Source organism: Pseudomonas sp. B1(2018), assembly GCF_003097365.1.
Taxonomy (GTDB): Bacteria; Pseudomonadota; Gammaproteobacteria; order Pseudomonadales; family Pseudomonadaceae; genus Aquipseudomonas; species Aquipseudomonas laurylsulfatiphila.
This window is the reverse complement of record NZ_PYUK01000006.1, coordinates 269487-295877: the sequence shown is the minus strand read 5'-3', so window position 1 is coordinate 295877 and position 26391 is coordinate 269487. Positions and strand designations below refer to the sequence as shown.

Here is a 26391-nt window from a genome sequence, read left to right as displayed (position 1 = left end):
TTTGTGTTTGCGCCGTAACTCTTACTCTGCTGTTTCTTCCGGCGTTTCCTGCGACTCGCGGTAGGCGTCCAACGCGGTGCCGAAGTCAGTAATGAACTGCGGCTCGCTCAGCCATGCCTGGGCGGCGTCGCGGTCCATGCCGTCGGCCCACATGCGGTAGTCGATCAGCATGTCGGCGGCCAGGTGGGTGGCGGCCATGCCTTCGTCGTCGGCGTTTTCCATGTCCAGCAGTTCTGGGTGGTCGACGATGATAAAGGCGAGATTCGTCAGCAGGACCGAGAGCATTTCGCTGCGGCTGACGGCTTCGGCGTCGCGCATTTTGCTGAACATCGCCAGGGTGTATTCCGGGATCGGCTCGGGGAAATCGGGCAGGTCCTGATCCACGATGGATTTTCTGCCGACCATGCGGATCTGCTTGGCTTTGGCTTTTGCACGCTTGGCGCGTTTCTGTTGCTTGTTCAGGGAGGCCATGGGAACTCAGTTCGGTTTCTGTTGGGTTTGCGCGGCAATGGCGTCGGACGCCGCCACATAGTCGGCCTGGAAGGCCGGAGATTCGATCCACGCCAGGGCGCCGGCTTCGTCTGTTTCGGCCGACCATTGGCGATATTCGATCAGCGCGGCGAGGATGAAGTCCATCGCGCCTTCTTCGCCTTCCTGTTCGTACACCAGTTCCAGCAACGGGTCTTCGAGGAAGGCCGTGCACATGGCTTGCTGGCTGATCTTTTCGGCGTCGATCATCTTCTTGAACAGTTCGGTCAGGTCCACCGATTCGAAGTCGATGCGATCGTCGTTCGGGTCCAGTTCGACCGGCGCGGCGGCCCGCTGGGTGCGGTTCTGCTTGGCCTTGGCCTTGGCGCGGGAGGCGCGTTTTTGCTGCTTGTTGGCGGAGGCCATGGGCGTCGTTCCGTATTCGTTGAAAGGGCAACTGACTTAGCTGCGCGGCACTCGCCGCCCGGGGGTGTCGGGGGCCAGTTCGCCGTTTTGCAGCCAGGCCAATGCAATGGGCCATAGTGTGGCTTGGTATGGGCTGCGAAAAAAGGCGAAATGTCCGACTTCTTCTTCGCCGATGTCTTCGGGATGGATACGCAGGTGGAAGTTTATGCTGCCGGTGAAGTAGTCGAGCAGGCGTTCGATGGCCGGGACCGTGCCGTAGGGATCGTCGCTGATGCTGATGGCCAGGGTTTGTGCGGTGACATCGGCAAAGGGCAGTTGCCCGCTTGTTGTGCTGATCGCGCGGCCGCTGGAGCGTTTTTCGTAACGGGCAGTGGACAGGCTCCAGTCACGGACCACGCCGGCGGGTGTGTCCTCGAGCCATCCGAGGCGTTTGCCCGGAAAGTAGCCGTAGATCATCGTCACCAGTGGCATCAGCACATGCCACTTGGCAAACATCCGCCAGCGATGGGCGGGCGCATAGTCGCGCCAGTAGGCGAATTGCGCTCCGACCGTCACCAGACGCCGGATCAGGTGCCCGGAGGCCCCCAGGCCCGCTGCACAGCCGCCAAAGCTGTGGCCGACCACATCGACAGGCTGTCCGGGGAACTCACGCTGTGCGCGCTTGAGCATCGCCTCGAAATCCAGCGCTCCCCAATCGGTCCATGAAGCCTTCAGGCCTTTGAGCGATGCCGGCCGCGACTCGCCGATGCCACGGTAGTCATAGGTGATGACATCGAAGCCATGATCGGACAGATAGTCGGCGAAGCGCGAGTAATGACGACAACGAACCGAGGTGGCGGCGTTGATGATCACGATCGGACGAGCGGCATCCCGAGAGGGGTGTCGCCAGGTGAAGCCACCGAGGACAAAGCCGTCTGCAGCGGTTTCCTTGAATGGTTCGCCGGACGCGGCGCATTGCAATGGCAACTCGATTTGAGTTGGAGCGAGTGAAGGCGTGTCCTGCAAATTCATCGGCGTCGGACCTTTGCGGGTAGCTGCCAACGATAGTCTTGATGGCGTTGATGAACAATCCATTGGCCTCAACGCAGTGATTGATCGAGCAGTCGTTCTTCAAGAGCCACCCGTTCCCGATCCAGTTCGTTACGGAGTTCCTCTTCACTCGGCAGGACGAGCTTGTACTTGCTGGCGAACAGTTGTTCGTTTCCTTCAAGCACCGAGTAACGCACCACGGATTCATCCTTTTGCGCACAGAGAATGATGCCGACAGTGGGGCCGTCTTCCACGCCGCGTTTCAGGTCGTCGTACATGCGCACGTACATGTCCATCTGCCCCACATCCTGATGGGTCAGTTCACCGCGCTTGATATCGAAGATGACGAAGCACTTGAGCAAGTAGTTGTAGAACACCAGGTCGATGTAGAAGTCTTTGCTGTCGGTACTGATGCGTTGCTGGCGGGCAATGAACGCGAAGCCCTTGCCCAGCTCCAGCAAGAAGCCTTGCAGTTGTTCAATCAACGCTTGTTCGATCTCGCTTTCCTGAAGCTTGCCGGCATTGGGTAAACCCAGAAACTCCAGGACCACCGGATCACGGATGAAATCCCGAGGGCTGGCCTTCATGTTTTGAATGTTGGTGGCGGCCTCCTGCTTGACACTGCCGCGATCGCGGCTCGCCAGCAGGCGTTCGTAGTACAGCGTATTGATCTGGCGTTCCAGGGCACGGCTTGACCAGTTTTGGGTGGCCGATTCGTTCATGTACCAGAGACGGGCGCTGTCGTTGTCGACCCGAAGCAGGCGGCGGTAGTGGGTCCAGCTCAATTCGGAACGCACTGCGTTCCAAATTGGAAAAGTTTGATAAAAATCCCGCATATAACGCAGATTGCGTTCGTCAAAACCTTTGCCGAAGTCGGCACTGAGCACTTTTGCCAAAGTGGCCAGTAAGCGTTTGCCATACCTCGCCCGCCGAGCCCCTTCCTGCTCGAACTCGACAATATGTCGCCCGATCTGCCAACAGGTTTGCACTTGAACGGTGTCGACCGCCCGAAGCACCTTCTGACGTGCCTGATGGATCAATTTGCCAAGGTTACCCAGCAGTGAAGCCAGATAGGGGTCGTGAGTGTCGTTGGGTGTGAGGGCCGTCATGAGGTCTTCCGCAGCAGATGGGACAGCGAAAGAGAATGACAAGTGAGCACCCTTCGAAGCTGCCGGGAGTGACTGAAAAACAGGCAGGAAAAACCGGATTCACTGGCAGGACGTGTCGGAGGGCAGGCGAGGGCTGAGGAGCAAATGGCGTAGTACGTTTCGTACTCAGGCCAAATCAATCTAAAACACCTCCCTGCGACTGGAAATCCAAAGAGTGTAACGATTGGGTTCGGCAGAACCCGGGAGTCGTCATCATGAAGTACCTCCATTCACTCCTGTTACCACTCACCGCCGTCGGCGTGCTGATGTTTCCATCGATATCACCCGCCGCCAGCCTTGATCCAGTCGACAGCACTGGCGTGCAAGTGCAGCGCCAGGAGCAAAACGGCATCGCCTACCTGTCCGGCGGTATCGGCGAGGATGAGTCCAGGGCCATCCAGCAGACCACCGGCTATAACCTGCACATGACGTTCTCTGTCGGGGCGGGAAATGAATACATTCCTGACGTGAGCGTGGTCATCCAGAAAGCCCCGGGGCAAACCGTGCTGACGCTCAATGACGCCGGTCCGCTGGTTTACGTGAAGCTGCCTGCCGGTAAATACACGGTCATTGCGACGCGCAAGGGCGAAACCCGGCAGGACGTTGCCGATGTTGGCAGTGGTGCAGCCCGTAACCTGGTTTTTCACTGGAATGATGCGAGTTAGCGAGAGGCTCTAGGCCCTGAGTCCTGCGACTCAGGGTTTTTCGTTATTAACGCCCGCGTACGCTTGGAGGAGAGCAACGCGCAAAGGGTTGGTTTCTACGCTCAGCAGCTTGATGGCCAAGGCGCAGCAGACCACGATCAACATGGGTTTGATCAGCCGTGGTCCGACCCGAACAGCGGCCCGTGCACCCAATTGAGCGCCGATGAAGGCCGCCAAAGCCATGGCTATGGCTACCGGCCAGATAATCACACCTTTGGTGATAAAGACCGACAGAGAGCCGAGATTGCAAGAGGCGTTGGCAAGCTTGGTAAAACTCATGGCCCGCATCATGCCCAGGCCGCAGAGCAGTACAAATCCGACAATGAAGAAAGAGCCCACGCCGGGGCCAAATACACCGTCGTAAAAGCCCAGGATCGGCGCCACGGTAAAGGAAAAGAGCAGAACACCAATTCTCTTGCGTCGATCTTCGTTGGCCAGCTTTGGAGAAAACGCAAAATAGATGGCTACCAGAATCAGCATGATAGGCACGCAAACTTCCAGGTAGTGTTTATCAATAGAGCTGACCAGCAAGGCACCACTGGCGCCACCAATAAATCCGCAAATAACCAGAAAACGGCCTTCGCGCCACTCGATCATTCCTTTGCGAGCGAAGGTCACCGTTGCCGAAACAGTGGCCGAAGCTGCCTGGAACTTGTTCGTTGCAATTGCACTGATCGGATCTACACCTGCCAGAAACAATGCAGGCAGGGTGATCAAACCGCCCCCACCGGCAATCGCATCAAAAAAGCCGGCGCAAAAAGCGACAAGCGCCAACATGCCAATTACATCCAAGGACATTGCATTCTCTCTTTATGGTTATTGGCCAGTCATCACATGACTGGTCGTTCAACAGCCTGATCACATAAGGAATCAGCCCTGCAGCACTAACGGGTCCTCTGAAACAACGATGGGGGTAGAAAATTTTGAAAGTCCGAAAATACGAACCAAGACCCGTCTGTTGTCTCTGTTGTCTCTGTTGTCTCTGATGACATCGCGACAGTGCAGTGCCCGGATGTTATTGATGATCATGGCCGATTCCTGGGTCAGCGTATGTCATCCGTTTCCGTTACAGCATACGGAGCGTTCCGACAGACCCAAGAGACTGCCAGGAATGGCCGATCACAAACACCTGACACATGTGGACCTCAACCCCGGCAAGCGTTACAGGCGCTTGCTGGCATGGCGATAGGGCGATAGGGCGGAGGGGGAATTGATGCTTCGCCCGGCGTTTCGATGGTATCTGGAGCGGTGCCTCATCAAATCCCGGGCATAAAAAACCCTGAATCCAGCGATTCAGGGTTTTCAGTATTGGGTGCCGGTGTTATGCCGGTACAACCACTCTCTATCAGGCAATCAGATCGGCAGTTTGCAGGTTGCTTACCCCCAGCAACTGGATTTCGAACTCCGCGGCGGTGTCGGCGTCGGTGCTGCCGTAGAGAATGCCGCCGGCGAACCGTACCTGCCCCGTGGCATTGCTGCTGAACGCGCTGGAGCCGATGAAGCTGAACGCATCGTTGGCCGCCGTCGCCAGGTTGGCGTCCAGGGTCGACAGGTCGATCTTGTCGCCTTCGCTGGTCTTGAAGTCGCCAATGACATCGCGCAGGGCGGCGCCCAGGCCCATTTCACTCAGGGCATTGAAGTCGAACGTGTCGGCCCCTGCACCGCCATAAAGCTTGTCCAGGCCCGTGCCGCCGATCAACAGATCGTTGCCGGCTCCACCGGTGAGCGTGTCGTTGCCGGCACCGCCGGTGAGGGTATTGGCAAGCGCATTGCCGGTCAGCGTGTCGTGATAGGCGCTGCCCGTGAGATTTTCGAAGTTCAGCAGTGTGTCTGTACCAGAACCGCCGGTAGCTTGTGCAGTGGTCAGCCCCAGGTTGGCCGTGACCGCCGCCGTGGCGTAGGCATAGGACAAGGTATCGATGCCGGCGCCACCATTGAGGACGTTGTTGCCGACCCCGGCGTCGATGATGTTGTTCAGGCTGTTGCCGGTGCCGCTGGCATTGCCGGTCGCCAGCAGGCGCAGGTTCTCGACATTGTCGGTCAGGGTGTAGGCGCCGAGGAAACTGTAGACGCTATCGGTGCCGCCGGTGCTGGCCGTGGCGTTGGTCTCGCTGACGATATCGCCGGCATTGTCGACGTAGTAGCGGTCCGAGCCATCGCCACCGACCATGCGGTCGGCACCGGCAACGCCATTGAGAATGTCGTTGCCGGCACCACCCGTGAGGGTGTTGGCAAGCGCATTACCGGTCAGGGTGTCGTGATAGGCGCTGCCCGTGAGGTTTTCGAAGTTCAACAGGGTGTCTGTGCCGGAGCCACCGGTGGCTTGCGCGGTGGTCAGGCTCAGGCTGGCCGTTACCGCCGCCGTGGCATAGGCATAGGACGCGGTATCGATACCGGCGCCGCCATTGAGGATGTTGTTGCCGGCCCCGGCGTCGATGACATTGTCGAGGCTGTTACCGGTGCCGTTGGCATTGCCGGTCGCCAGCAGGCGCAGGTTCTCGACGTTGTCGCCCAAGGTGTAGGCGCCGAGGAAGCTGTAGACGCTATCGGTGCCGCCGGTGCTTGCCGTGGCATTGGCTTCGCTGACGATGTCGCCGGCATTGTCGACGTAGTAGCGGTCCGAGCCATCGCCGCCGATCAGGCGGTCGGCGCCGGCGCCGCCATCGAGCGAGTCATTGCCTGCACCGCCGTTCAGATGGTCGTTGGCGCGGCCACCTGTAAGCGTGTCATTGCCCGCGCCGCTGTCGATGATCACGCTGCCGACCCCGGTCCAGGTCAGGGTGTTGGCCAAGGCATCGCCTGTCAGGCTGGAAACCTTGTTGCCGTTCGCGTCAAAGCGCTGGGTATAAACGTCAACTTGCCCGCTCGCCTTCGAGGACTCCCAGGCAACCACGTAGCCGCCATCGGCCAATGCGGTCACCTGGGAGAACAATTGATTGTCGGTGATCGTGGTGTTGATGCGGGTTTCTGTGCCCACCTTGACGCCGCTGGCATTGAAGCGCTGGCAGAAGATGCCATTGACATCACCGGTGCCCTGGCCTGCCCAGGTCACCAGATAACCGCCATCCGTCATGGCGGTGACATTAGGCTCTTCCTGATTGCCTGCGGTGGTGGTGTTCACCCGGGTTTCTGCGCCCACTTTTACCCCGGCGGCATTGAAAAGCTGCGCGTAGATATCGGCCGGTGCATCGGTTTCGTCGTTGCCATCGCCATCATCGGGGGCCGATTGCCAGGTGACGACGTAGTTACCGTTACTCAGGACCTTCACGACAGGGTCTGTCTGCTCGTCGGCAACCCTGGTACTGATGCGGACTTCTGCGCCCGACTTACTGCCGTCGGCCTTGAATCGCTGGCCGAAGATGCCGTATGCATCGTCTTTTCCGTTGCCTTCCCAAACCACCATGATGCCGCCATCGGCAAAGTCGGTGACAGTAGGGCCATCCTGGTCGGACAGAGTGGTGGTAGCGACGCGAGTCTCCACCCCGACCTTCGCCCCGCTGGCGTCATAGCGCTGCAAGTAACCGCCCCAACCGCTGCCGTCCTGGCCGAACGAAGCCCAGGTCACCACGAAACCGCCGTCCTTCAGCGAGGTGATCTCCGGGCTGTCCTGCGTGCCGATTCTGGTTGTGTTGACGATGAACTCGCTTCCAACCTTGACGCCATTGGCGTTGTAGACCTGGGCGGCAATGTCGGCCATGTCGTCGAAGGTATCCGACTTCCAGGCGACCACGTAGCCGCCGTTGGCCAATGCGGTGATGGTGGGATCTTCCTGTGCGCTGTTGGTGACTTTGTTGACCAGGGCTGGCCCGCCGACCTTCACGCCGCTGGCGTTATAGCGCTGGGTATAGATGTAATCGGTAAAGCTTGTTCCCTGATCGCTCCACGCCACGATGTAACCACCGTCCTTCAGAGCCGTGAGGGAGGGCTCGGAGTTTTTGCCAGTCGCAGTGTTGACGCGGATTTCGCCCAGGGTTGGCATTGCAAATTCCTTTTATGCAAAGAAAACGGAAGTGGCTGGCAGTTTACAGCGCAAAGCGATGGCGTCAAATTGCCATCATTCGTCGGGCGTATCGGGTTGGGGGAGTTAAGGCGGGGGTGGAGAGTGACTTGGTCTGAAGGTGGTCCGGCGACCATCAAATCGCAGGCAATAAAAAACCCCAAGGAATCACTTCGCTTGGGGTTTTTCGGTATTTTGGTGCCCAGAGACGGAATCGAACCGCCGACACGGGGATTTTCAATCCCCTGCTCTACCGACTGAGCTATCTGGGCAACGGGGCGCATTAAACGGGTTTTTCAGGGGGTCGTCAAGCAAGTTTTCAAAAAAATTTTAATTATTACCGTCGCTTACGTTCCGACCCCCGATAAATCGGGGTTATTCCGACGGCGGTACGTAGCCTTCGGCCTTGGCGTAATCCTCGCCGGAGAAGTACTTGTCCATCTCGCCCTGAAGATATTTGCGATCTTCGGCGTTCATCATGTTCAGGCGTTTTTCATTGATCAGCAGGGTCTGGTGTTTTTGCCAGTCGGCCCAGGCCTTGGCCGAGACGTGGTCAAAAATGTCCTGGCCTTTGGCGCCCGGGAAGGGAGCGCGCTCCAGGCCTGGCAATTCTTCTTTGTACTTGCGGCACATGATGGTGCGGGTCATGACGACTCTCCTGCGTTCAATACGGCGGCCGCGCGTTCGAGCAAGGTCTTGACCGGGGCGGCAAGGCCCAGGCGCGGCGGGGTGGCGAGGTTATACCAGAGCCAGTCGGCCTCGGCCACGTGATGGCCGGTCTCCTGGACCTGAACCAGCCAGGGTTCGATGGATAACTGAAAATGGCTGAAGGTGTGCACCAGGCTCGGCAATGCCTGTTGGGTGCCCAGTTCCAGCGAGTGCTGCGCGGCCAGGTGTGACAGGTCGTCGAGGTCGTCGAGTTCCGGCAAGCTCCACAAGCCGCCCCAGAGGCCCGTAGAGGGGCGACGGTAAAGCAGGATGGCACCTTCGGCGTTGGCCAGCATCGGCATCAGCGTACGCTTCTGTGGGATGGCCTTGCGCGGCTTGGGGATCGGGTAACGGGTTTCCAGGCCGAGCATGTGCGCCTCGCAGCCTTTTTCCAGCGGGCACAGCAGGCAGCTCGGTTTGCTGCGAGTGCAGAGCGTGGCTCCAAGGTCCATCATCGCCTGGGTGTAGGCGTTGACCCGGTCGTGGGGCGTAAAGCGCTCAGCGTTGGCCCAGAGCTGCTTGGCGACCTTCGGCTCGCCCGGGTAGCCCTCTTGCGCGGTAAAGCGCGCCAGGACGCGCTTGACGTTGCCGTCGAGGATCGGCGCGCGCAGGCCCATGCTGATGCTGGCAATGGCACCGGCGGTGGACAGGCCGATCCCCGGCAGGTCCGTGAGCTTTTCCACGTCCCGGGGAAATTCGCCGCCGTACTGCTCGACGACGATCTTCGCGGTCTTCTGCAAATTGCGCGCGCGGGTGTAGTAACCCAGGCCGGTCCACAGGTGCAACACTTCGTCTTCAGGTGCCGCGGCCAGGGCTTCGACTGTTGGCAACGAGGCCATGAAGCGGTCGAAGTAGTTCAGCACGGTGCTGACCTGGGTCTGCTGCAGCATGATTTCCGAGACCCATACCCGATACGGGTTGATGTCCTGCTGCCAGGGTAAATCGTGACGGCCGTGGCGGTCGAACCAGTCCAGCACCGCCGTTGAAAACTGCTCGGCTCTCATCGCTTGAACAGCCCCTTGAGCGCGTCTTTCAGTTTCGGGTCGACTTTGTCGCCCCATTTTTCATCGATTTTTTCGCTGATCCTGTCGCCAGCCAACTTGGTCGCGACCTGGCTCATGCGTTCGTTATCCACACGGCATGCCTTGGCACCCAGCTCCAGCGGGCCACGGCAGCGCAGTGGCCACTCGATGCCGACAAACTTGTCGCCGACCTGACAGGCCGGGTCCGGCATGGCGCTGGTATCGCCTTCGACGATGATGCCGACGCGGTAGTCCATGCTCAGCACGCGCAGATCGATGTCACCGTCACCTTTGACGGTCATGCCCGGGATGCGCACTTTCAGGTCCGGGTTGCTGGCTACGCCGTTACGCAAGGTCAGGTTGCCCTTGAGCTCCTGGAACGGAGTGTCCTTGCCGCGCGGCTCGCCGCTGAGGGTTTTGCGGTTGAGCGTAGCGATGCCTTTGCACAGCTGTTGCTCAAGGTTGGCGTTGAACAGCACGCCATTGTTGATGACGAAACTGGCGTTGCCGTTGAGGGTTTCGATCAGCGCCTTCTGGCTGTTGCCGTTGCCGGTCAGGTTACTGTTGAGCGTGACCAGGCCCTTGACCGGTGGGTTCTTGCCCTGGCTTTCGAGGATTTTTTCCGCCGGTACCCGGCTGATCTTCGTCTGCAGATTCAGCGCCGGCACTGGCTGGCGCACATCCAGCGTGCCAGTGGTTTCGAAGTTGCCCTCGTACAGGTCGCCGCGCAGGTTGGCCAGCGTCAGCAGGCCGCCCTGGCCGGTGGCCTTGAGCGCAGCGTTATGGATCGGCAGTTTTTGCAGGGTCAACTGGCCGAAGGTCAGGTCGGCGTCCACATCGAGCTTGCTCAAGCGTTCCACTGGCAACAGGCGCTCGCTGCTCCACGCGTCCTTGGTCGGCGCGGGTGGCAACGGCGTACTGCCGGCGCCGGCCATGGCATCGGCTTCGGTGCTGGCGACTTCGGCCTGACGCACTTGTGTCGCGCTATTGGCCTCGGCGGATTTCGGCGGCAGGTAACGGTCGACGTTGAAGGTGTCGGCCTTGAGCACGGCGCGCAGCGATTGCTTGGCGAAGTCTTCGACGGCGATGCGGCCGCTGAAGGTGCTGTCGTCGACTTTCAGGTTGAGGTCGTCGAGCGCCAGGCTGGTCGGTGTCGCGGCCAATCGGCTGACCAGCTCGACTTTGCTCAGGCTGCCTTCGGCCATGGCCGGGAGTTTCTGGCCGATGCTGTCGACAAACTTAGCCAGGTCGAACTGGGCAATCGAGATGCCGCCGCTGACCTGTGGGGTCTTGTCCAGATCGTTGACCTTCAGTTCACCCAGTGCCCGCAACTGGTTGGCAGAGACCTTGATGCCGGTCCACTCGGCAACGTTGGCGGCCTTGTCCAGCACCAACTGGCCCTGGGCGGAGAACGTCACGGCCTTGCCTTGCAAGGGGTCGCCGGTCACTTCACCCGACAGCCTCATGTCTTCGAACTGATAGCGCTGCAGTGCACGTGCGATGCGCAACTCACCGTTGAGCTCGGTACGCACCCGCAGTGCCGGCTGGTTGGCTGACAGGAAAGCCGTGAGCTTGAGCGGAATGTTGACGGAGTCGTGGACCGCGCCGGTGCTCAACTGAATGCTTTCGGCACTGAAGCTCTTGCCGGTTCGTTCGTCGGTGTATTCGACCCGTGCGTTGTTCACGGTCAGGCTGTCGATGTCCAGGCGGATCGGCTGAGGCGGTTTTTCCGCCGCGCCGCCGGTTTCGGGCGCAGGTTCGGTAGCGGCTGGCGGGGTGCCGGTCGCGTCGGTGCCGGCCGTTGCAGGCAGCTTGCCAATATCCTCCCAGTTGCCATGACCCTCCTTGTCGCGGGTCAGGCGCAGGTTCAGGCCTTCGACGCGTACGTCGCTCATCTGCACTTCACGGCGCAGTAGCGGCAGTACGCGCACCGACAGGCCGAGCATCTGCAAGTCGGCGTACGGTTCGGTCGGTTTGACCATGGTCGCGACACTGGCGTCGTGCAGCTCCAGGCCCAGCCACGGGAACAGGCTCCAGCCGATATCGCCATTGAGCGTCAGCTCGATGTGGGCTTTGTCGCGGGCAATCTGGCGAATCTCGTCTTTGTAGTCGTTGGGATCGAAGAGGTGGGTCAGGGCAAAGCCCAGCGCCACAATGATCAGCAACAGCCCGAGAAGTACCAGACCCAGGATTTTGCCGAACGCTTTCATGGGCGAGTCCTTGTAATTAGTCGAATTCAAAATTTAGCCGGGGAGTATAGCGCCCCGGAACGGACGACCGGTCAGCGATCACTCCGGCAGCACATCCAGCGGCAGTTTCAGCTTGGCGGCCAGCGCCTGCGCCTCCAGGTGCCCGGCGGGCGCCAGCAGGCGTAGCGTCATGCTCGATAGAGCGGCCATTTTTTGCGCTTCGGCCACCAGTCGCTCGGCAACACCACGGCGACGGGTAATTTTTCGCACACATATTTGTGACAAATGCCAGGCGTCTTGGTGCCTTTGCAAGCGGGCCGCGCCCAGCAGGCGATCGTTGAAGCGTCCGGCGATCAGTGTGCCGTCGCGCAAGCAGTCCTCGATCAGCTGCGCTTCGCCGGAAAACGGGGCGAACAACCAGTCTGGAGCGTCGCGGTAGATCTTCTGCAGATCCTGCCGATCCTGGGACGTGGCTTGGTTGAGCGGCTCGACAATGATCGGCATGGTGATTCCTGTGGGGTCATGAAGCTATGGAGATCAGACGACGTACAAAAGGTGATGTCAGTTTGGTTTTTCTGTCACTGTCAGATGGTAACCTTTGCCCGTTCGTCCGTCCTTCTGCGACCTGTTGTCGCACAACAAGGCACTCCAGCAAAAAACGGTCATGTCTGCGTGCATAAAGGCCGGGAGTGAACCGTGGCTGGCGAACCCTACTAATAATTGGGGGAAATACAATGACCACGAGCATCACGGCGGAGGGCCTCGGCGCCGACCAGCCCGCGTTCCTGTCCAAGGAGCGGATCATCGCCAAGCCCGGCTTCAACCGTTGGCTGGTGCCACCGGCGGCGCTGGCCATTCACTTGTGCATCGGCATGGCCTACGGCTTTTCGGTGTTCTGGTTGCCGCTGTCCAAGGCGCTGGGCATCACGGCGCCAGTGGTCTGCGCAGCGGATATGGGTTTTATCGCACAGGTCTTTTCGTCCCAGTGTGACTGGCCGATCTCGATGCTCGGCTGGATCTACACCCTGTTCTTCATCTTCCTGGGTTGCTCGGCCGCCATCTGGGGTGGCTGGCTGGAACATGCCGGGCCACGCAAGGCAGGGGTTGTATCGGCGCTGTGCTGGTGCGGTGGTCTGCTGATTTCGGCGCTGGGCGTGTATACCCACCAGATCTGGCTGATGTGGATCGGCTCCGGGGTCATTGGCGGTATCGGCCTGGGCCTGGGCTACATCTCGCCGGTGTCGACCCTGATCAAGTGGTTCCCGGACAAGCGCGGCATGGCCACCGGCATGGCGATCATGGGCTTCGGCGGTGGTGCGATGGTCGGTGCTCCGCTGGCGGCAGCGTTGATGGGGCATTTCGCTTCGCCCACCAGCGTCGGCGTGTGGCAGAGCTTCCTGGTCATGGCGGCGATCTACTTCGTGTTCATGATCGGTGGCGCATTGTCGTACCGCGTCCCGCCAACCGGCTGGAAGCCTGAAGGCTGGACCGCCCCGGCGAAAAAAGCCTCGAACGCGATGATTACTCATCGTCATGTCCACGTGAATGTGGCCTGGAAGACCCCGCAGTTCCGTCTGGTGTGGCTGGTGCTGTGCCTGAACGTATCGGCCGGTATCGGCATCCTCGGCATGGCGTCGCCGCTGCTGCAAGAGGTGTTCGGTGGCAAGTTGCTGGGCAATGACCTGGCGTTCGGCCAACTCGACGCTTCGCAACTGGCTTCGATCGCCGCCATCGCGGCCGGTTTCACCGGTTTGCTGAGCCTGTTCAACATCGGCGGACGTTTCTTCTGGGCTTCGTTCTCGGATTACCTGGGTCGCAAAAACACCTACTTCGTGTTTTTCGCCTTGGGCTTTGCCCTGTACGGGCTGATTCCGAACCTCGGTCATCTGGGCAGCATCGCGCTGTTCGTGGCGGCGTTCTGCGTCATCCTGTCGATGTACGGCGGTGGTTTCGCGACTGTTCCTGCGTATCTGGCGGACCTGTTCGGTACGCAAATGGTCGGTGCGATTCACGGTCGTCTGCTGACGGCGTGGGCGGCTGCCGGCGTGCTCGGTCCCGTGCTGGTGAACTACCTGCGTGAGTATCAGTTGAGCATCGGCGTCGAGCGTGCTGCAGCGTACGACATCACGCTGTACATCCTCGCCGGCCTGCTGGTGCTGGGTTTCCTGTGCAATCTGCTGGTGCGCCCGGTGGCGGACAAGTACTTCATGACCGACGCCGAACTGGCCGCCGAACAGGCGCTTGGCCATGACAAAGGCGCTGACAGCAGCACCGTGCTGGAGTGGAAAGCTGCGCCTGGCACCAAGCCGCTGGCAGTGGCGGCATGGCTGGTGGTGGGTATTCCGTTGGCGTGGGGTGTGTGGGTGACCTTGCAGAAAACGGCGGTGCTGTTCCACTAAGAGTATTGGCTCTTGCCATAAAAGATCGCAGCCTTCGGCAGCTCCTACAGGGATACGTGTACACCCGTAGGAGCTGTCGGAGGCTGCGATCTTTTGCTTGTCATGACAGGTACACCCCCGGCTGCATTGGATTCACTCCGTCAGCCATATCACCTCTGATGTTTCTGTTTGGCGCCCGCACGCCTATAATGGCTGCCTTTTTCGCCCAATGATTTTGCGGAGCTGGTGATGGCCGAACGTAAGGCGTCTGTCGAGCGCGACACTCTGGAAACCCAGATCAAAGCCTCGATCAACCTCGATGGCACCGGAAAGGCCCGATTCGATATCGGTGTACCTTTTCTTGAGCACATGCTGGACCAGATCGCCCGTCACGGGCTGATCGACCTGGATATTGTCAGCAAGGGCGACCTGCATATCGATGACCACCACACGGTGGAAGACGTCGGTATCACCCTCGGCCAGGCCTTCACCAAAGCCATCGGCGACAAGAAAGGCATCCGTCGCTACGGTCACGCCTACGTGCCGCTCGATGAAGCGCTGTCGCGCGTGGTGATCGATTTCTCCGGCCGTCCAGGCCTGCAGATGCATGTTCCCTACACCCGTGCCACCGTCGGTGGCTTCGACGTTGACCTGTTCCAGGAATTCTTCCAGGGCTTCGTCAACCACGCCAACGTCACCTTGCACATCGACAATCTGCGTGGGCACAACACCCACCACCAGATCGAAACCGTGTTCAAGGCTTTCGGTCGCGCCCTGCGCATGGCCGTCGAACTCGATGACCGCATGGCCGGGCAAATGCCTTCGACCAAGGGCGTCCTGTAATGCAGACAGTCGCGGTTATCGATTACGGCATGGGCAACCTGCACTCGGTGGCCAAGGCCCTCGAGCACGTCGGTGCCGGCAAGGTGCTGATCACCAGCGATGCCAGCGTGATTCGCGAAGCCGACCGGGTGGTTTTTCCCGGCGTTGGCGCGATTCGCGATTGCATGGCGGAGATCCGTCGCCTCGGCTTCGATTCGCTGGTGCGTGAAGTCAGCCAGGACCGTCCGTTCCTCGGCATCTGTGTCGGCATGCAAGCCTTGCTCGACACCAGCGAAGAGAACGACGGCGTCGACTGCATCGGCCTGTTCCCGGGCGCGGTGAAGTTCTTCGGCAAGGATCTGGTCGAAGACGGCGAACACCTGAAAGTCCCGCACATGGGCTGGAACGAAGTGAAGCAGAAGGTCAGTCACCCGCTGTGGCACGACATTCCGGACCTGGCGCGTTTCTACTTCGTGCACAGCTACTACATAGCCGCCGCCAACGCGCGGCAGGTGGTGGGTGGCGGTCACTACGGTGTCGATTTCGCCGCGGCGCTGGCCGAAGGCTCGCGTTTCGCCGTGCAGTTCCACCCGGAGAAAAGCCATACCCATGGCCTGCAGTTGCTGCAGAACTTCGCTGCGTGGGACGGTCGCTGGTAAATGGCCGTCAAGAAGAAACCGCCGATTCTGACCCTCACTCCCGAGCAGGAGAGCGAGGCCAATCGCAAGATCAAGCGTTTCATGGAAGACCGCTTCGAACTCGACCTCGGCTCGTTCGAGGCAGCGGAGATTCTTGAGCTGTTTACCCGTGAAATTGCTCCGCACTATTACAACAGGGCGATTTTCGATGTGCAGGCGCACCTCAAAGAGAGGTTCGAAAGCATCGAAAGCGACCTGTGGGCGCTCGAAAAGAGCAGCTGAAAGCTACAAGCTTCAAGCTGCAAGAATTAGTACGCGTGCCTGCTTGCAGCTTATAGCTTGCAGCTTGCAGCTCTTTTGACGAAGGAAAAAGCATGCTCATTATTCCCGCTATCGATCTTAAAGACGGTGCCTGTGTTCGTCTGCGCCAGGGCCGCATGGAAGATTCCACAGTGTTCTCCGATGACCCGGTGAGCATGGCTGCCAAGTGGGTGGAGGGCGGTTGCCGCCGTCTGCATCTGGTCGACCTGAACGGCGCCTTCGAAGGCCAGCCGGTCAACGGCGAAGTGGTCACCGCCATCGCCAAGCGTTATCCGAACCTGCCGATCCAGATCGGCGGCGGTATCCGCTCCCTGGAAACCATCGAGCACTACGTAAAAGCGGGCGTCAGCTACGTGATCATCGGCACCAAGGCCGTGAAAGATCCGGCCTTCGTTGCCGAAGCCTGCCGTGCGTTCCCGGGCAAGGTGATTGTCGGTCTGGACGCCAAGGACGGTTTCGTCGCCACCGACGGCTGGGCTGAAATCAGCACCATCCAGGTGATCGACCTGGCCAAGCAATTCGAAGCCGATGGCGTGTCCGCGATCGTTTATACCGACATCGCCAAAGACGGCATGATGCAGGGTTGCAACGTACCGTTCACCGCGGCACTGGCTGCTGCAACGAAGATCCCGGTGATCGCTTCCGGCGGTATCCACAACCTGGGCGACATCAAGACCCTGCTCGATGCCAAGGCGCCGGGCATCATCGGCGCAATCACCGGCCGTGCGATTTACGAAGGCACCCTCGATGTCGCCGAAGCGCAAGCTTTCTGCGATTCGTACAAAGGCTGAGGACTGATCATGGCGCTGGCCAAACGCATCATCCCTTGCCTGGACGTGGATAACGGCCGGGTGGTCAAGGGTGTGAAATTCGAAAACATCCGCGACGCCGGCGACCCGGTGGAAATCGCCCGTCGCTATGACGAGCAGGGCGCCGACGAGATTACCTTTCTCGACATCACTGCCAGCGTCGATGGCCGCGACACCACGCTGCACACCGTCGAGCGCATGGCCAGCCAGGTGTTCATCCCGCTGACCGTGGGCGGTGGCGTGCGCACCGTGCAGGACATCCGCAACCTGCTCAATGCCGGCGCGGACAAGGTTTCGATCAACACCGCTGCGGTGTTCAACCCTGAGTTCGTCGGCGAAGCCGCGCAGCATTTCGGTTCGCAATGCATCGTGGTTGCGATTGACGCGAAGAAGGTTTCCGGGCCGGGCGAAACCCCGCGCTGGGAAATCTTCACCCATGGCGGGCGCAAGCCAACCGGCCTCGACGCCGTTGAGTGGGCAAAGAAAATGGAAGGCCTGGGTGCCGGTGAGATCCTGCTGACCAGCATGGACCAGGACGGCATGAAAAACGGTTTCGACCTGGGCGTCACCCGCGCCATCAGCGATGCGCTGGGTATTCCGGTGATTGCTTCCGGTGGCGTCGGCAACCTGCAACACCTGGCCGACGGCATTATCGAAGGTCACGCCAGCGCGGTTCTGGCGGCGAGTATTTTCCACTTCGGCGAATACACCGTGCAGGAAGCCAAGGCTTATATGGCCCATCGCGGAATTGTGATGCGCTGAATAAACCAATGCAGGCCAGTGGACATCATGGCGTGCCCAAGGCACTCTTGGGTACGCCATGGATTTCGGTAGCCAGACATGCTTAAACGCTTTCTTCTCGTCCTTGCCAGCGCTTCTCTGTTGTTCATCAACGGAGCACACGCAAAAGACAGCCCCGATACCGACATGGTGTTGCTGACTGAAAACTTCCCGCCCTACAACATGGCGAAGAATGGCAAGAACTTCGCTCAGGACGAGAACATCGATGGCATCGCCACCGATATCGTCCGCGAGATATTCAAGCGCGCCAACATTACCTACAGCCTGACCCTGCGTTTCCCTTGGGAGCGAATCTACAAACTCACCCTGGAAAAACCCGGCTATGGCGTGTTCGTCATGGCGCGGTTGCCGGATCGCGAGAAGCTGTTCAAATGGGTCGGCCCAATCGGCCCGGACGACTGGATCATGCTGGCCAAGGCTGACAGCAAGATCACCCTCGAAACCTTGAATGATGCGCGCAAGTACAAGATCGGCGCCTACAAGGGCGACGCGATTGCCGAGACGCTGGCCAAGCAGGGGCTCAATCCGATTGTTGTACTGCGCGATCAGGACAACGCGAAAAAACTGGTCAACGGGCAGATCGATCTGTGGGCCACCGGTGACCCGGCCGGGCGCTATCTGGCGCGTCAGGAAGGGGTCAACGGGTTGAAAACCGTACTGCGTTTCAACAGTGCCGAACTGTACCTGGCACTGAACAAGGACGTGCCGGACGAGACGGTGGCCAAGCTCCAGGCGGCGCTTGACCAGATGCGCAAGGAAGGCAAGGTCGACGAGATCATGGCGCGGTATTTGTAGGGTAAATCAAAAGATCGCAGCCTGCGGCAGCTCCTACAGGGGGACGCATTCCATGTAGGAGCTGCCGCAGGCTGCGATCTTTTCAGCGGTACACCCCATCCTTCCCATGCGCCGCAGTCGCCCGATTCCCGCGCACACTGATCATCTGCCGGATATCAATCCACTCAATGCCCTGAGCCTTCAGCTTCGGCAACTCCCGCTCCAGCACCGCGAGCGTCTGTGGATACGGATGCCCGATCATCACCGCCGAACCTTGCTTGCGCGCGAGGCTGATCGCTGACTGCAACTGGCTGAAGATCGCTGCTTCGGTGCGTTCATCGTCGAGAAACACATCCCGCGAAACGCTGGCCAGGCCGATCTTCTGCGCTTCGGCCGCGGCTACGGTCTGGGCGCTGGTGCGGCTGTCGACGAAGAATTTGTGCCGTTGTTGCAAGTCTGCCATCAACCAGGCCATGGCCGCGGGTTGTGCGGTCATGCGGCTGCCCATGTGATTGTTGATACCGCTGGTGTACGGGACCCTTTTGAAGGCGGCGTTCAGGCGCTTTTCCAGCTCTTCGACAGGCAATTCGGGATGCCAGGCGAACGGTCCGGTGGCCGGGTCCATGGGCATGTGCAGAATGACGATCTTGCCGGCACGATGGGCTTCGCGGGCGAATTCGGTGGCGTGAGGCGTGTCGGGCATGATCGCCGTGGTCACCGGGCCGGGCAGGGCCAACACGCGGCGATCCCGGGGCAGGTTCTGCCCCAGGTCATCGATGATCAGGGTCAGGTAGGCTTTTTGCGGCGTGGTCGAGGCGGGCGTTGCGTGAACAACACCCGCCAGACAGCAAAGCAGACCGAGAATGTACCGCAGGCGCATCCTCAACGGCCGGACGTGATGCTCAGCCCTTTGAGCAGGCTCAGGGCCTGGGCCAGTTGGTAATCATCGTCCTGTGGCATCGGCTTGGCCTTGCTGGAGCCGGACGGTTTGTCCGCACCACCGTTGCCGTTGCCCAGGTGACCCTGCAAGTCGGCTTCCTTGAAGTAGTCGTTGTCCTGCTCGCTGGTGATCTTGGCCTTGCGCACTTCGATGTCCGGGACGATGCCCTGGGCCTGGATGGAGCGGCCGTTCGGCGTGTAATACAGCGCCGTGGTGATCTTCAATGCGCGGTCATTGTTCAGCGGCAGCACGGTTTGCACCGAGCCCTTGCCGAAACTGGTGGTGCCCATCACCACGGCGCGTTTCTGGTCCTGCAGGGCGCCGGCGACAATTTCCGATGCCGAGGCGCTGCCGCCGTTGATCAGCACGACCATTGGCACGGCTTCGCTTTCGTCCTTGCCGGTGGCAGAGAAACGCAGCTCGGAGTTGGCGATGCGGCCCTTGGTGTAGACGATCAGGCCCTTGGTGATGAAGTGGTCGACCACCTCCACCGCCGCCTGCAACACACCGCCCGGGTTGTTGCGCAGGTCGAGGATGATGCCCTTGAGCTTCTTGCCGTTCTCCTTGCGCAGCTTGGCCAGCGCCTTGGAAACCTCTTCACCGGTCTTGACCTGGAACTGGGTGATGCGGATGTAGCCGTAGCCCGATTCCAGCAGCTGGCTCTTCACGCTCTTGACCTGGATGACGGCGCGGGACAGGGTCACGTCGAATGGCGTGCCGCCGTCGCGCACCAGGGTCAGGGTAATTTTCTGGCCGATCTTGCCGCGCATCTTGTCGACGGCTTCGGTCATGCTCTGGCCGCGGGTGGGCTGGCCGTTGATCTTGACGATGAAGTCGCCGGCCTGAATACCAGCCTTGGAAGCCGGCGTGTCGTCAATCGGCGACACCACCTTGATGAAGCCGTCTTCGGCGCCGACTTCGATGCCCAGTCCGCCGAATTCGCCGCTGGTGCTTTCCTGCAACTCGGCGAAATCTTCAGGGCCGAGGTAAGCCGAATGCGGGTCGAGGTTGCTGAGCATGCCCTTGATGGCGTTTTCCAGCAGGGTCTTGTCGTCCACCGGTTCGACATAAGCGGCCTTGATCCGGTCCATCACCTCGGCAAAGGTGCGCAACTCATCCAGCGGCAGTGGCGCCTTGGTGGTCGCAGCAGTGCCCGCAGGCGCAACCGCCGGGGCCGGTTGAGCGGCAAACGCCAGAGGCGCGCCGATCACCAGGGCGATCGTCAGGGCCAGCGAGGTAAGGCGGGACAAATGCAGCATGTCTAACAAACTCCTGAATTAGGTAACGCGCTTATCCTTGCGCGCGGCACCATTGCGCCGGATCACTCGGGTGACCCTGCTGACGAATAGCAAAATACAGCGCTGGCGTGTCCTGCCCGCCACTGTTGCCGACAGTGGAGATGGACTCGCCGGCTTTAACCACATCACCCGCAGACTTGAGCAGCGTCTGGTTGTGACCATAAAGACTCAAAAAACCGTTGCCGTGGTCGAGGATCACCAGCAACCCGGCGCCTCGCAGCCAGTCGGCAAACACTACGCGACCACCATGCACCGCATGCACCGTGCTGCCGGCAGACGCGCCGATCATCACGCCATCCCACTTGGTCCGGGCATCGTCGCCACGGCTTTCACCGTAGCGCGCCAGCAGTCGACCATCGACAGGCCATGGAAGTTTGCCGCGGGTTGACGCAAATGGACCACCAAAGGTCTCGCCGGAACTGGAAACCAGTGCGCCAGGTGTCGATCTGACCGGTTTGCGTGGGGCGTCGTCGCTGGCATCTGCCTGCGCCTGGGCCTCACGTAAACGCTTTTTTTCGGCTTCCTGCTGGGCAATCAGCGCTTTCTGTCGCGCTTCTTCTGCCTCACGGGCCTGGCGGGCCAGGGTTTCTTCAATGGTTTTAAGGACTTTAGACAGGTCTGCCTGATCCTGCTCGCGCGCCGCCAGTTTCTGATCGCGAGCCTTTACGTCGTCATTGAGCTTGGCCAGGACTTGCTGGCGCTCCTTGCGGACTTTCTCGAGCTCGTCACGCTGGGTGTCGAGGCTGCTTTGCTGCACCAGCAGTTGCGCCTGCTGCATGGCGATGTCTTTCTCGACATTGGACAGTTGGCGCAAGGTTTCGTTGAAATTCTTCAACTGCTCCAGGCGAGCCTGGCTCAGGTAGTCGTAATAGGTGAGGGTGCGGGCGAATTTTTCCGGATTCTGCTGGTTGAGCAGCAGCTTGAGGTATTCCTGGCGACCGTTCTGGTAGGCCGCCCGGGCCTGAATGGCGATCAGTCGTTGCTGTTCAATGCGCGCGCTCTGGAGTTTTTTTTTCTCCGCATCGAGTCGCTGCAGCTCGGCTTCGCTTTTCTTCAGCTCTTTTTGCAGGGCTTCGACCTGCTTCTCGAGCTTGCCCATTTCGGTTTCGGTGCCCTTGAGCTCTTTCTGCACGCCGGATTTTTCTTCCTGCAGCTTGCCCAGCAGCTTCTTCAGCTCGGCAATGTCCTGACGCGTGGCGTCCAGCTGTTGTTGGGTGTCTGCGCGCTCGTCAGCAAAGGCCGGTTGGAGCAGGCAAGTCAGAGCTAGGGCTATCAGGACGCGAAGCATAGGGGCGGGCGGCACCAGGGAAAGGGACGGCCTAGTATGCCCGCCATGGGCAGCAAAAAAAATGCCCATTTCTGACTGTGTGATGACTGGAGCAAGCGACAGACTGAATTCCATTTCAAAAACTCCAAAAACCACTGTGGGAGCGAGCTTGCTCGCGATGGCGTCCGATCATTCAACATAGATGTTGGCTGTCAGATTGCTATCGCGAGCAAGCTCGCTCCCACAGATTTTGTTGCGTTTTTGAAATCCGATCAGACCAGAATCGAAGTCCCGGTCATTTCCGTCGGTTGCTCAAGGCCCAGCAGCTTCAGCATGGTCGGTGCCACGTCCGCCAGCACGCCGCCTTCACGGACCTTCAGGTCGCGCTTGCCGACATAGATGAACGGCACCGGCTCGGTGGTGTGTGCAGTGTGCGCCTGGCCAGTGGTTTCATCGGACATTTGTTCGACGTTGCCATGGTCGGCGGTGATCAAGGCTTCGCCGCCGACTTTTTCCAGGGCATCGACGATGCGACCCACGCATTGGTCAAGGCATTCGACGGCCTTGACCGCCGCTTCGAACACGCCGCTGTGGCCGACCATGTCGCCGTTGGCGTAGTTGACCACGATCACGTCGTAACGCTGGTTTTCGATGGCGTCGACGATGCGGTCGGTGACTTCCGGCGCACTCATTTCCGGCTGCAAGTCATAGGTGGCGACTTTCGGCGACGGAATCAGGATGCGTTCTTCGCCCGGGAACGGTTCTTCGCGACCGCCGGAGAAGAAGAAGGTCACGTGGGCGTATTTTTCGGTTTCGGCGATGCGCAGCTGGGTCTTGCCGTTTTTCGCCAGGTAGTCGCCCAGCACGTTTTCCAGGCTGCCGGCAGCGAAGGCCGATGGAGCAGGGATGCTCGCGGCGTATTGGGTCAGCATGACGAAACCGGCCAGTTTCGGCTGGCGGGCACGCTCGAACTCACTGAAGTTGTCTTCGACGAACACACGAGTCAGCTCGCGGGCGCGGTCGGCGCGGAAGTTCATGAACACCACGGCATCGCCGTCTTCGACTTTTACCGGCTCACCGATGGAGGTGGCTTTGACGAATTCGTCGCTCTCGCCGCGCTCGTAGGCTGCTTGCAGGCCTTCCTGGGCGGTGGCGGCGTTGAATTCGCCCTGGCCATCGACAATCAGGTTGTAGGCCTGGGAGACACGGTCCCAACGGTTGTCGCGGTCCATGGCGTAGTAACGGCCGATCAGGCTGGCGATCCGGCCTTTGCCCAGGGCCTGGAAGGTCGCGTCGAGCAGTTCGATGGAGGACTCAGCGCTTTTCGGCGGAGTGTCGCGGCCGTCGAGGAAGGCGTGCAGGTAGATGTTTTGAGCGCCGCGCTTGTAGGCCAGTTCGGCCATGGCGACCAGGTGATCCTGGTGGCTATGCACGCCGCCGTCGGATAGCAGGCCCATGAAATGCACGGCTTTGCCGGCGGCGACGGCTTTGTCCACGGCGGCGCAGATGGTTGGGTTCTCGAAGAACTCGCCGTCGCGGATCGATTTGGTGACGCGAGTGAAGTCCTGATACACCACGCGACCGGCGCCGAGGTTCATGTGACCGACTTCGGAGTTGCCCATCTGGCCATCCGGAAGGCCGACGTCCATGCCGCTGCCCGAGATCAGGCCGTTCGGCACGGTGGCCCACAGGCGGTCCAGTACAGGCTTCTTCGCCGCGAAGATGGCGTTGGATTCGGGGTTGTCGCTGTGACCGAAGCCGTCGAGAATCATCAGGACCAAAGGTTTAGGCGTGGTAGTCATGGAATTCGCTCTGGCTCAAGTAAAAAGGGGCGATGGAAAAGGGAGTCGCAGTTTAAAGCGAAGTTCCGGCCACGTCACCGCCGGACGGGGTTTGGCCCACCATAGTGGCTGTGTATACTGGCCGACATTTTAACGCCCTGGAACCTCCTTCGATGGTTGCTCACCTGATTGAATTCGCCACTAACCACTACATTCTCGTCGGTATCTTCGTCGTACTGCTGGCGTTGCTGATTGCCTATCAAATGCAGGGCGGCGGCCGTAGCCTGAGCACTGGCGAACTGACCGGCCTGGTCAACAAGGACGCAGGCGTGGTGATCGATATTCGTCCAACCAAGGATTTCGCCGCCGGTCACATTGTCGGCGCGCTGAACATTCCCCAGGACAAACTGATCGCCCGCGTTGGCGAGCTGGAAAAGCACAAGGCCAAGACCATCATCCTGGTCGATGCCATGGGCCAGACCGCAGGCACTCACGCCCGCGAATTGATGAAATCCGGCTTCACCGCCGCCAAGCTGTCCGGCGGTATCTCCAGCTGGAAAGCCGACAATCTGCCGCTGGTGAAGTGATATGAGCAACGTCGTCGTCTATTCCAGCGATTACTGCCCTTACTGCTCGCGAGCCAAATACCTGCTCGAGAACAAAGGCGTGGCCTTCGAAGAGATCAAGGTCGATGGCAAGCCGCAGGTGCGCGCCGCGATGGCCCAGAAGGCCGGACGTACGTCCGTGCCGCAAATCTGGATCGGCAGCACCCACGTGGGCGGTTGTGATGATTTGTTCGCCCTGGAGCGCGCCGGCAAGCTCGACGCGCTGCTCAGGGCCTGACGGCAATACCCCAAACAAGCAAACCTAAAAGAACCCTGGATCAAGAAGGATCTGCGATGACTGACCAACAGAACACTGCTGCGAACGAAGAAGAAACTGCACCGCAATTCTCCTTGCAGCGCATTTATGTGCGTGACCTGTCCTTCGAAGCTCCGAAAAGCCCGGCGATCTTCCGCCAGCAGTGGGAGCCGAGCGTCGCCCTGGATCTGAACACCCGTCAAAAGACACTGGAGTCGGACTTCCACGAAGTCGTGCTGACCCTGTCGGTTACCGTGAAAAACGGTGACGAAGTGGCGTTCATCGCTGAAGTGCAGCAGGCCGGTATCTTCCTGATCAAGAACCTGGACGATGCTTCGATGAGCCACACCCTGGGTGCGTTCTGCCCGAATATCCTGTTCCCGTACGCTCGCGAAACTCTGGACAGCCTGGTGACCCGCGGTTCGTTCCCGGCACTGATGCTGGCCCCGGTGAACTTCGATGCGCTGTACGCACAAGAGCTGCAACGCATGCAGGCTGCCGGCGAGACGCCGACCGTTCAGTAAAAGCTTCGTTTGCTCCATGAAAAAAGCGCCTTCAAAGGCGCTTTTTTCATGGAGCAAACGAAACCGCTGGATGCACTGCCCCCTGTAGGAGCTGCCGAAGGCTGCGATCTTTTGACTTTGATTTTTTAAGATCAAAAGATCGCAGCCTTCGGCAGCTCCTACATTGATTCGTGGTGTTATTTGAAGTCGTTCTGGCGCCAGGCTTCGTACACGGCCACCGCCACGGTGTTCGACAGGTTCAGGCTGCGGCAGCCTTCGCGCATCGGCAGGCGCAGGCGTTGCTCAGGGGGCAGGGCGTCCAGGACCTCGGCGGGCAAACCCCGGCTTTCCGGGCCGAACAGGAACGCATCGCCTGGGGCGAAGCTGGCATCGTGGAATGGCCGCGAGCCCTTGGTGGTGAAGGCGAACAGCCGTGGATGACCGAGGCTTTCCAGGCAGCTGGCGAGGTCGGCGTGACGTTGCAGGGTGGCATACTCGTGGTAGTCGAGGCCGGCGCGGCGCAGGCGCTTGTCGTCCATCTCGAAGCCCAGCGGCTCGATCAAATGCAGGTGGCAGCCACTGTTGGCGCACAGCCTGATAACGTTGCCGGTATTCGGCGGAATTTCTGGTTGGAAAAGGATGACGTGAAACATGCACGGCTCCGAAGGTAAAGATGACGCGCATTCTACGCCGCAAGCAGGCGTGCGTTCGAAACTATTCCTGCAGGTGATGGGCTCGCTGGCGATTGTCGGGATGATGATCGGCCTGATGATCGGTCGCCTGACCACGCCAGACCCGAGTCAGTTGCAGCAGGTTGAGGTGACGGGCGACGGGCTGGTGGTGTGGTTCAACAACGAACCCAAGGTCCATGGCGAAATCATCGACGGCAGTGTCGCGCTGCTGTTTGGCGCCGAGGGCCAAGCGCAGAAAGGCCAGCTCAAGCTTGGCGGCAAGGATGTGAACTGGCGGGTACGTTTGAGCGATGGAGGGTTGCTGCTGACGCTGGTGGCGGCCCGGCCACTGCAGGGCGAGTGGGCCGGTAGCGAGGTCGATGACCGCTGGCGGCTGGAGATCCATCTCCGGGAGCAATAAAAGAGGGAATCCCCGGCCTGCCTGTACCAAGGTTCCCGAAACGGGAGGCTCGTCGCGAGTGCGGTGTGAGCCTGGTGTAAAGAAGGAACCCCTGACCTGCCTGTATCAAGGGCCCCAAAACGGCTGGGCTCGTCGCGGCTGCGCTGTGAGCCCGGTGTAAAGAGGGGAATCCCCGGCCTGCCTGTACCAAGGTCCCCGAAACCGGGTCGGTGATCTGAATCACCTGAAAGGGTTATTGCAGGGGGCGTGCCAGGTTTTAACAAGCTGAAACAGAAACCCGCGTATAAGCGTCGAAAGCCCCGTAGAACGGGGCTTTCGTGTTTTTTCGATAGGGGTTCGATAGTGAACGTTGGCGGGATTCGGAATCGGTCGCCGTGCGCGATTGCGGTTCACGGTGCATCCAGTCGGTGCACGC

At 60.0% G+C, this 26391-nt stretch carries 26 protein-coding genes, 1 tRNA gene and 3 pseudogenes; 12 read left to right on the top strand and 18 right to left on the bottom strand.

The annotated features are described in order from the left end of the window. Positions 1–21: 21 nt before the first annotated feature. From C9422_RS12245 to C9422_RS12230, 4 genes are all read right to left on the bottom strand, one after another. On the bottom strand, positions 22–471 hold the full coding sequence (locus C9422_RS12245; RefSeq protein ID WP_116580834.1) for a hypothetical protein: 450 nt from the start codon (positions 469–471) through the stop codon (positions 22–24). A 6-nt stretch (positions 472–477) separates the two neighbouring features. Continuing rightward, on the bottom strand, positions 478–894 hold the full coding sequence (locus C9422_RS12240; protein WP_007995339.1) for a hypothetical protein: 417 nt from the start codon (positions 892–894) through the stop codon (positions 478–480). Between the two features lie 36 nt (positions 895–930). Beyond that, complete coding sequence (locus C9422_RS12235; protein ID WP_116580833.1) at positions 931–1905, bottom strand: alpha/beta fold hydrolase; 975 nt, start codon at positions 1903–1905, stop codon at positions 931–933. Positions 1906–1973: 68 nt separating this feature from the next. After that, on the bottom strand, positions 1974–3032 hold the full coding sequence (locus C9422_RS12230) for a YhcG family protein (RefSeq protein ID WP_116580832.1): 1059 nt from the start codon (positions 3030–3032) through the stop codon (positions 1974–1976). A 254-nt stretch (positions 3033–3286) separates the two neighbouring features. On the opposite strand from C9422_RS12230, the gene C9422_RS12225 reads away from it, so the two are divergent. Continuing rightward, a complete protein-coding gene (locus C9422_RS12225) occupies positions 3287–3736 on the top strand; it encodes a carboxypeptidase regulatory-like domain-containing protein (protein WP_116580831.1) in 450 nt (149 codons plus the stop codon). 30 nt (positions 3737–3766) lie between these two features. Here C9422_RS12225 and C9422_RS12220 read toward each other — a convergent pair whose 3' ends face one another. From C9422_RS12220 to C9422_RS12185, 9 genes and pseudogenes are all read right to left on the bottom strand, one after another. Then, positions 3767–4573, bottom strand: a complete 807-nt coding sequence (locus C9422_RS12220; protein ID WP_116580830.1) for a TSUP family transporter — start codon at positions 4571–4573, stop codon at positions 3767–3769. A 72-nt stretch (positions 4574–4645) separates the two neighbouring features. After that, positions 4646–4828: pseudogene (locus C9422_RS32895) on the bottom strand (hypothetical protein); the annotation flags it as partial. Between the two features lie 292 nt (positions 4829–5120). Further along, a pseudogene (locus C9422_RS32890) lies at positions 5121–6023 on the bottom strand (type I secretion C-terminal target domain-containing protein); the annotation flags it as partial. A 366-nt stretch (positions 6024–6389) separates the two neighbouring features. Next, a pseudogene (locus C9422_RS32885) lies at positions 6390–6848 on the bottom strand (calcium-binding protein); the annotation flags it as partial. A gap of 1120 nt (positions 6849–7968) precedes the next feature. Further along, a tRNA-Phe gene (locus C9422_RS12205) sits at positions 7969–8044 on the bottom strand. 103 nt (positions 8045–8147) lie between these two features. Next, positions 8148–8420, bottom strand: coding sequence for an oxidative damage protection protein (locus C9422_RS12200; RefSeq protein ID WP_007972770.1), 273 nt, complete (start codon positions 8418–8420; stop codon positions 8148–8150). Continuing rightward, positions 8417–9484, bottom strand: coding sequence for an A/G-specific adenine glycosylase (gene mutY, locus C9422_RS12195; protein WP_116580828.1), 1068 nt, complete (start codon positions 9482–9484; stop codon positions 8417–8419). The genes C9422_RS12200 and mutY overlap by 4 nt, the downstream gene beginning before the upstream one ends. After that, complete coding sequence (locus C9422_RS12190; RefSeq protein ID WP_116580827.1) at positions 9481–11712, bottom strand: AsmA family protein; 2232 nt, start codon at positions 11710–11712, stop codon at positions 9481–9483. The genes mutY and C9422_RS12190 overlap by 4 nt, the downstream gene beginning before the upstream one ends. A gap of 78 nt (positions 11713–11790) precedes the next feature. Continuing rightward, on the bottom strand, positions 11791–12195 hold the full coding sequence (locus C9422_RS12185) for an acetyl-CoA sensor PanZ family protein (RefSeq protein WP_116580826.1): 405 nt from the start codon (positions 12193–12195) through the stop codon (positions 11791–11793). Between the two features lie 230 nt (positions 12196–12425). Here C9422_RS12185 and C9422_RS12180 point away from each other — a divergent pair, with 230 nt between their 5' ends. The 7 genes from C9422_RS12180 to C9422_RS12150 all read left to right on the top strand — a co-directional run bounded on the left by C9422_RS12180 (position 12426) and on the right by C9422_RS12150 (position 18255). Continuing rightward, positions 12426–14090 carry an OFA family MFS transporter gene (locus C9422_RS12180; RefSeq protein WP_116580825.1) on the top strand — a complete coding sequence of 555 codons (1665 nt, stop codon included), beginning with the start codon at positions 12426–12428 and terminating at the stop codon, positions 14088–14090. Positions 14091–14318: 228 nt separating this feature from the next. Continuing rightward, positions 14319–14912 (top strand): imidazoleglycerol-phosphate dehydratase HisB, encoded by a 594-nt coding sequence (gene hisB / locus C9422_RS12175; RefSeq protein WP_003186751.1) that lies wholly within the window; start codon positions 14319–14321, stop codon positions 14910–14912. Continuing rightward, a complete protein-coding gene (gene hisH, locus C9422_RS12170) occupies positions 14912–15550 on the top strand; it encodes an imidazole glycerol phosphate synthase subunit HisH (protein ID WP_116580824.1) in 639 nt (212 codons plus the stop codon). The genes hisB and hisH overlap by 1 nt, the downstream gene beginning before the upstream one ends. Beyond that, positions 15551–15811: a DUF2164 domain-containing protein gene (locus tag C9422_RS12165; protein WP_095964564.1), complete on the top strand. Its 261-nt coding sequence runs from the start codon at positions 15551–15553 to the stop codon at positions 15809–15811. Between the two features lie 92 nt (positions 15812–15903). After that, entirely contained in the window at positions 15904–16641 is a 738-nt protein-coding gene (gene hisA / locus C9422_RS12160; protein WP_007972753.1) for a 1-(5-phosphoribosyl)-5-[(5-phosphoribosylamino)methylideneamino]imidazole-4-carboxamide isomerase, read from the top strand. Between the two features lie 9 nt (positions 16642–16650). Next, positions 16651–17421: an imidazole glycerol phosphate synthase subunit HisF gene (gene hisF / locus C9422_RS12155; protein WP_007972752.1), complete on the top strand. Its 771-nt coding sequence runs from the start codon at positions 16651–16653 to the stop codon at positions 17419–17421. Between the two features lie 78 nt (positions 17422–17499). Further along, a complete protein-coding gene (locus C9422_RS12150) occupies positions 17500–18255 on the top strand; it encodes an ABC transporter substrate-binding protein (protein WP_015093077.1) in 756 nt (251 codons plus the stop codon). Between the two features lie 82 nt (positions 18256–18337). On the opposite strand, the gene C9422_RS12145 is transcribed toward C9422_RS12150, so the two are convergent. The 4 genes from C9422_RS12145 to gpmI form a co-directional block, all read right to left on the bottom strand. Further along, complete coding sequence (locus C9422_RS12145) at positions 18338–19114, bottom strand: divergent polysaccharide deacetylase family protein (protein ID WP_116580823.1); 777 nt, start codon at positions 19112–19114, stop codon at positions 18338–18340. Positions 19115–19116: 2 nt separating this feature from the next. Beyond that, positions 19117–20433: a S41 family peptidase gene (locus C9422_RS12140; RefSeq protein WP_116580822.1), complete on the bottom strand. Its 1317-nt coding sequence runs from the start codon at positions 20431–20433 to the stop codon at positions 19117–19119. A gap of 31 nt (positions 20434–20464) precedes the next feature. After that, entirely contained in the window at positions 20465–21760 is a 1296-nt protein-coding gene (locus C9422_RS12135; RefSeq protein ID WP_116580821.1) for a murein hydrolase activator EnvC, read from the bottom strand. A 251-nt stretch (positions 21761–22011) separates the two neighbouring features. Then, the gene (gpmI, locus tag C9422_RS12130) at positions 22012–23541 is read right to left on the bottom strand and encodes a 2,3-bisphosphoglycerate-independent phosphoglycerate mutase (RefSeq protein WP_116580820.1); all 1530 of its coding nucleotides are present in this window, start codon (positions 23539–23541) and stop codon (positions 22012–22014) included. A 152-nt stretch (positions 23542–23693) separates the two neighbouring features. On the opposite strand from gpmI, the gene C9422_RS12125 reads away from it, so the two are divergent. The 3 genes from C9422_RS12125 to secB are packed head-to-tail and all read left to right on the top strand — an operon-like array spanning position 23694 to position 24905. Then, entirely contained in the window at positions 23694–24107 is a 414-nt protein-coding gene (locus C9422_RS12125) for a rhodanese-like domain-containing protein (RefSeq protein ID WP_007972742.1), read from the top strand. A 1-nt stretch (position 24108) separates the two neighbouring features. Then, positions 24109–24363 carry a glutaredoxin 3 gene (grxC, locus tag C9422_RS12120; RefSeq protein ID WP_007972741.1) on the top strand — a complete coding sequence of 85 codons (255 nt, stop codon included), beginning with the start codon at positions 24109–24111 and terminating at the stop codon, positions 24361–24363. Between the two features lie 56 nt (positions 24364–24419). Then, positions 24420–24905: a protein-export chaperone SecB gene (gene secB, locus C9422_RS12115; protein ID WP_007972740.1), complete on the top strand. Its 486-nt coding sequence runs from the start codon at positions 24420–24422 to the stop codon at positions 24903–24905. Positions 24906–25081: 176 nt separating this feature from the next. Here the strand turns inward: secB and C9422_RS12110 are convergent, their stop codons facing one another. Then, positions 25082–25537 (bottom strand): tRNA (cytidine(34)-2'-O)-methyltransferase, encoded by a 456-nt coding sequence (locus tag C9422_RS12110; protein WP_015093085.1) that lies wholly within the window; start codon positions 25535–25537, stop codon positions 25082–25084. Between C9422_RS12110 and C9422_RS12105 the strand changes: the two genes are divergently transcribed. After that, positions 25536–25976, top strand: a complete 441-nt coding sequence (locus C9422_RS12105; RefSeq protein WP_116580819.1) for a hypothetical protein — start codon at positions 25536–25538, stop codon at positions 25974–25976. The genes C9422_RS12110 and C9422_RS12105 overlap by 2 nt on opposite strands. Positions 25977–26391 lie beyond the last annotated feature (415 nt).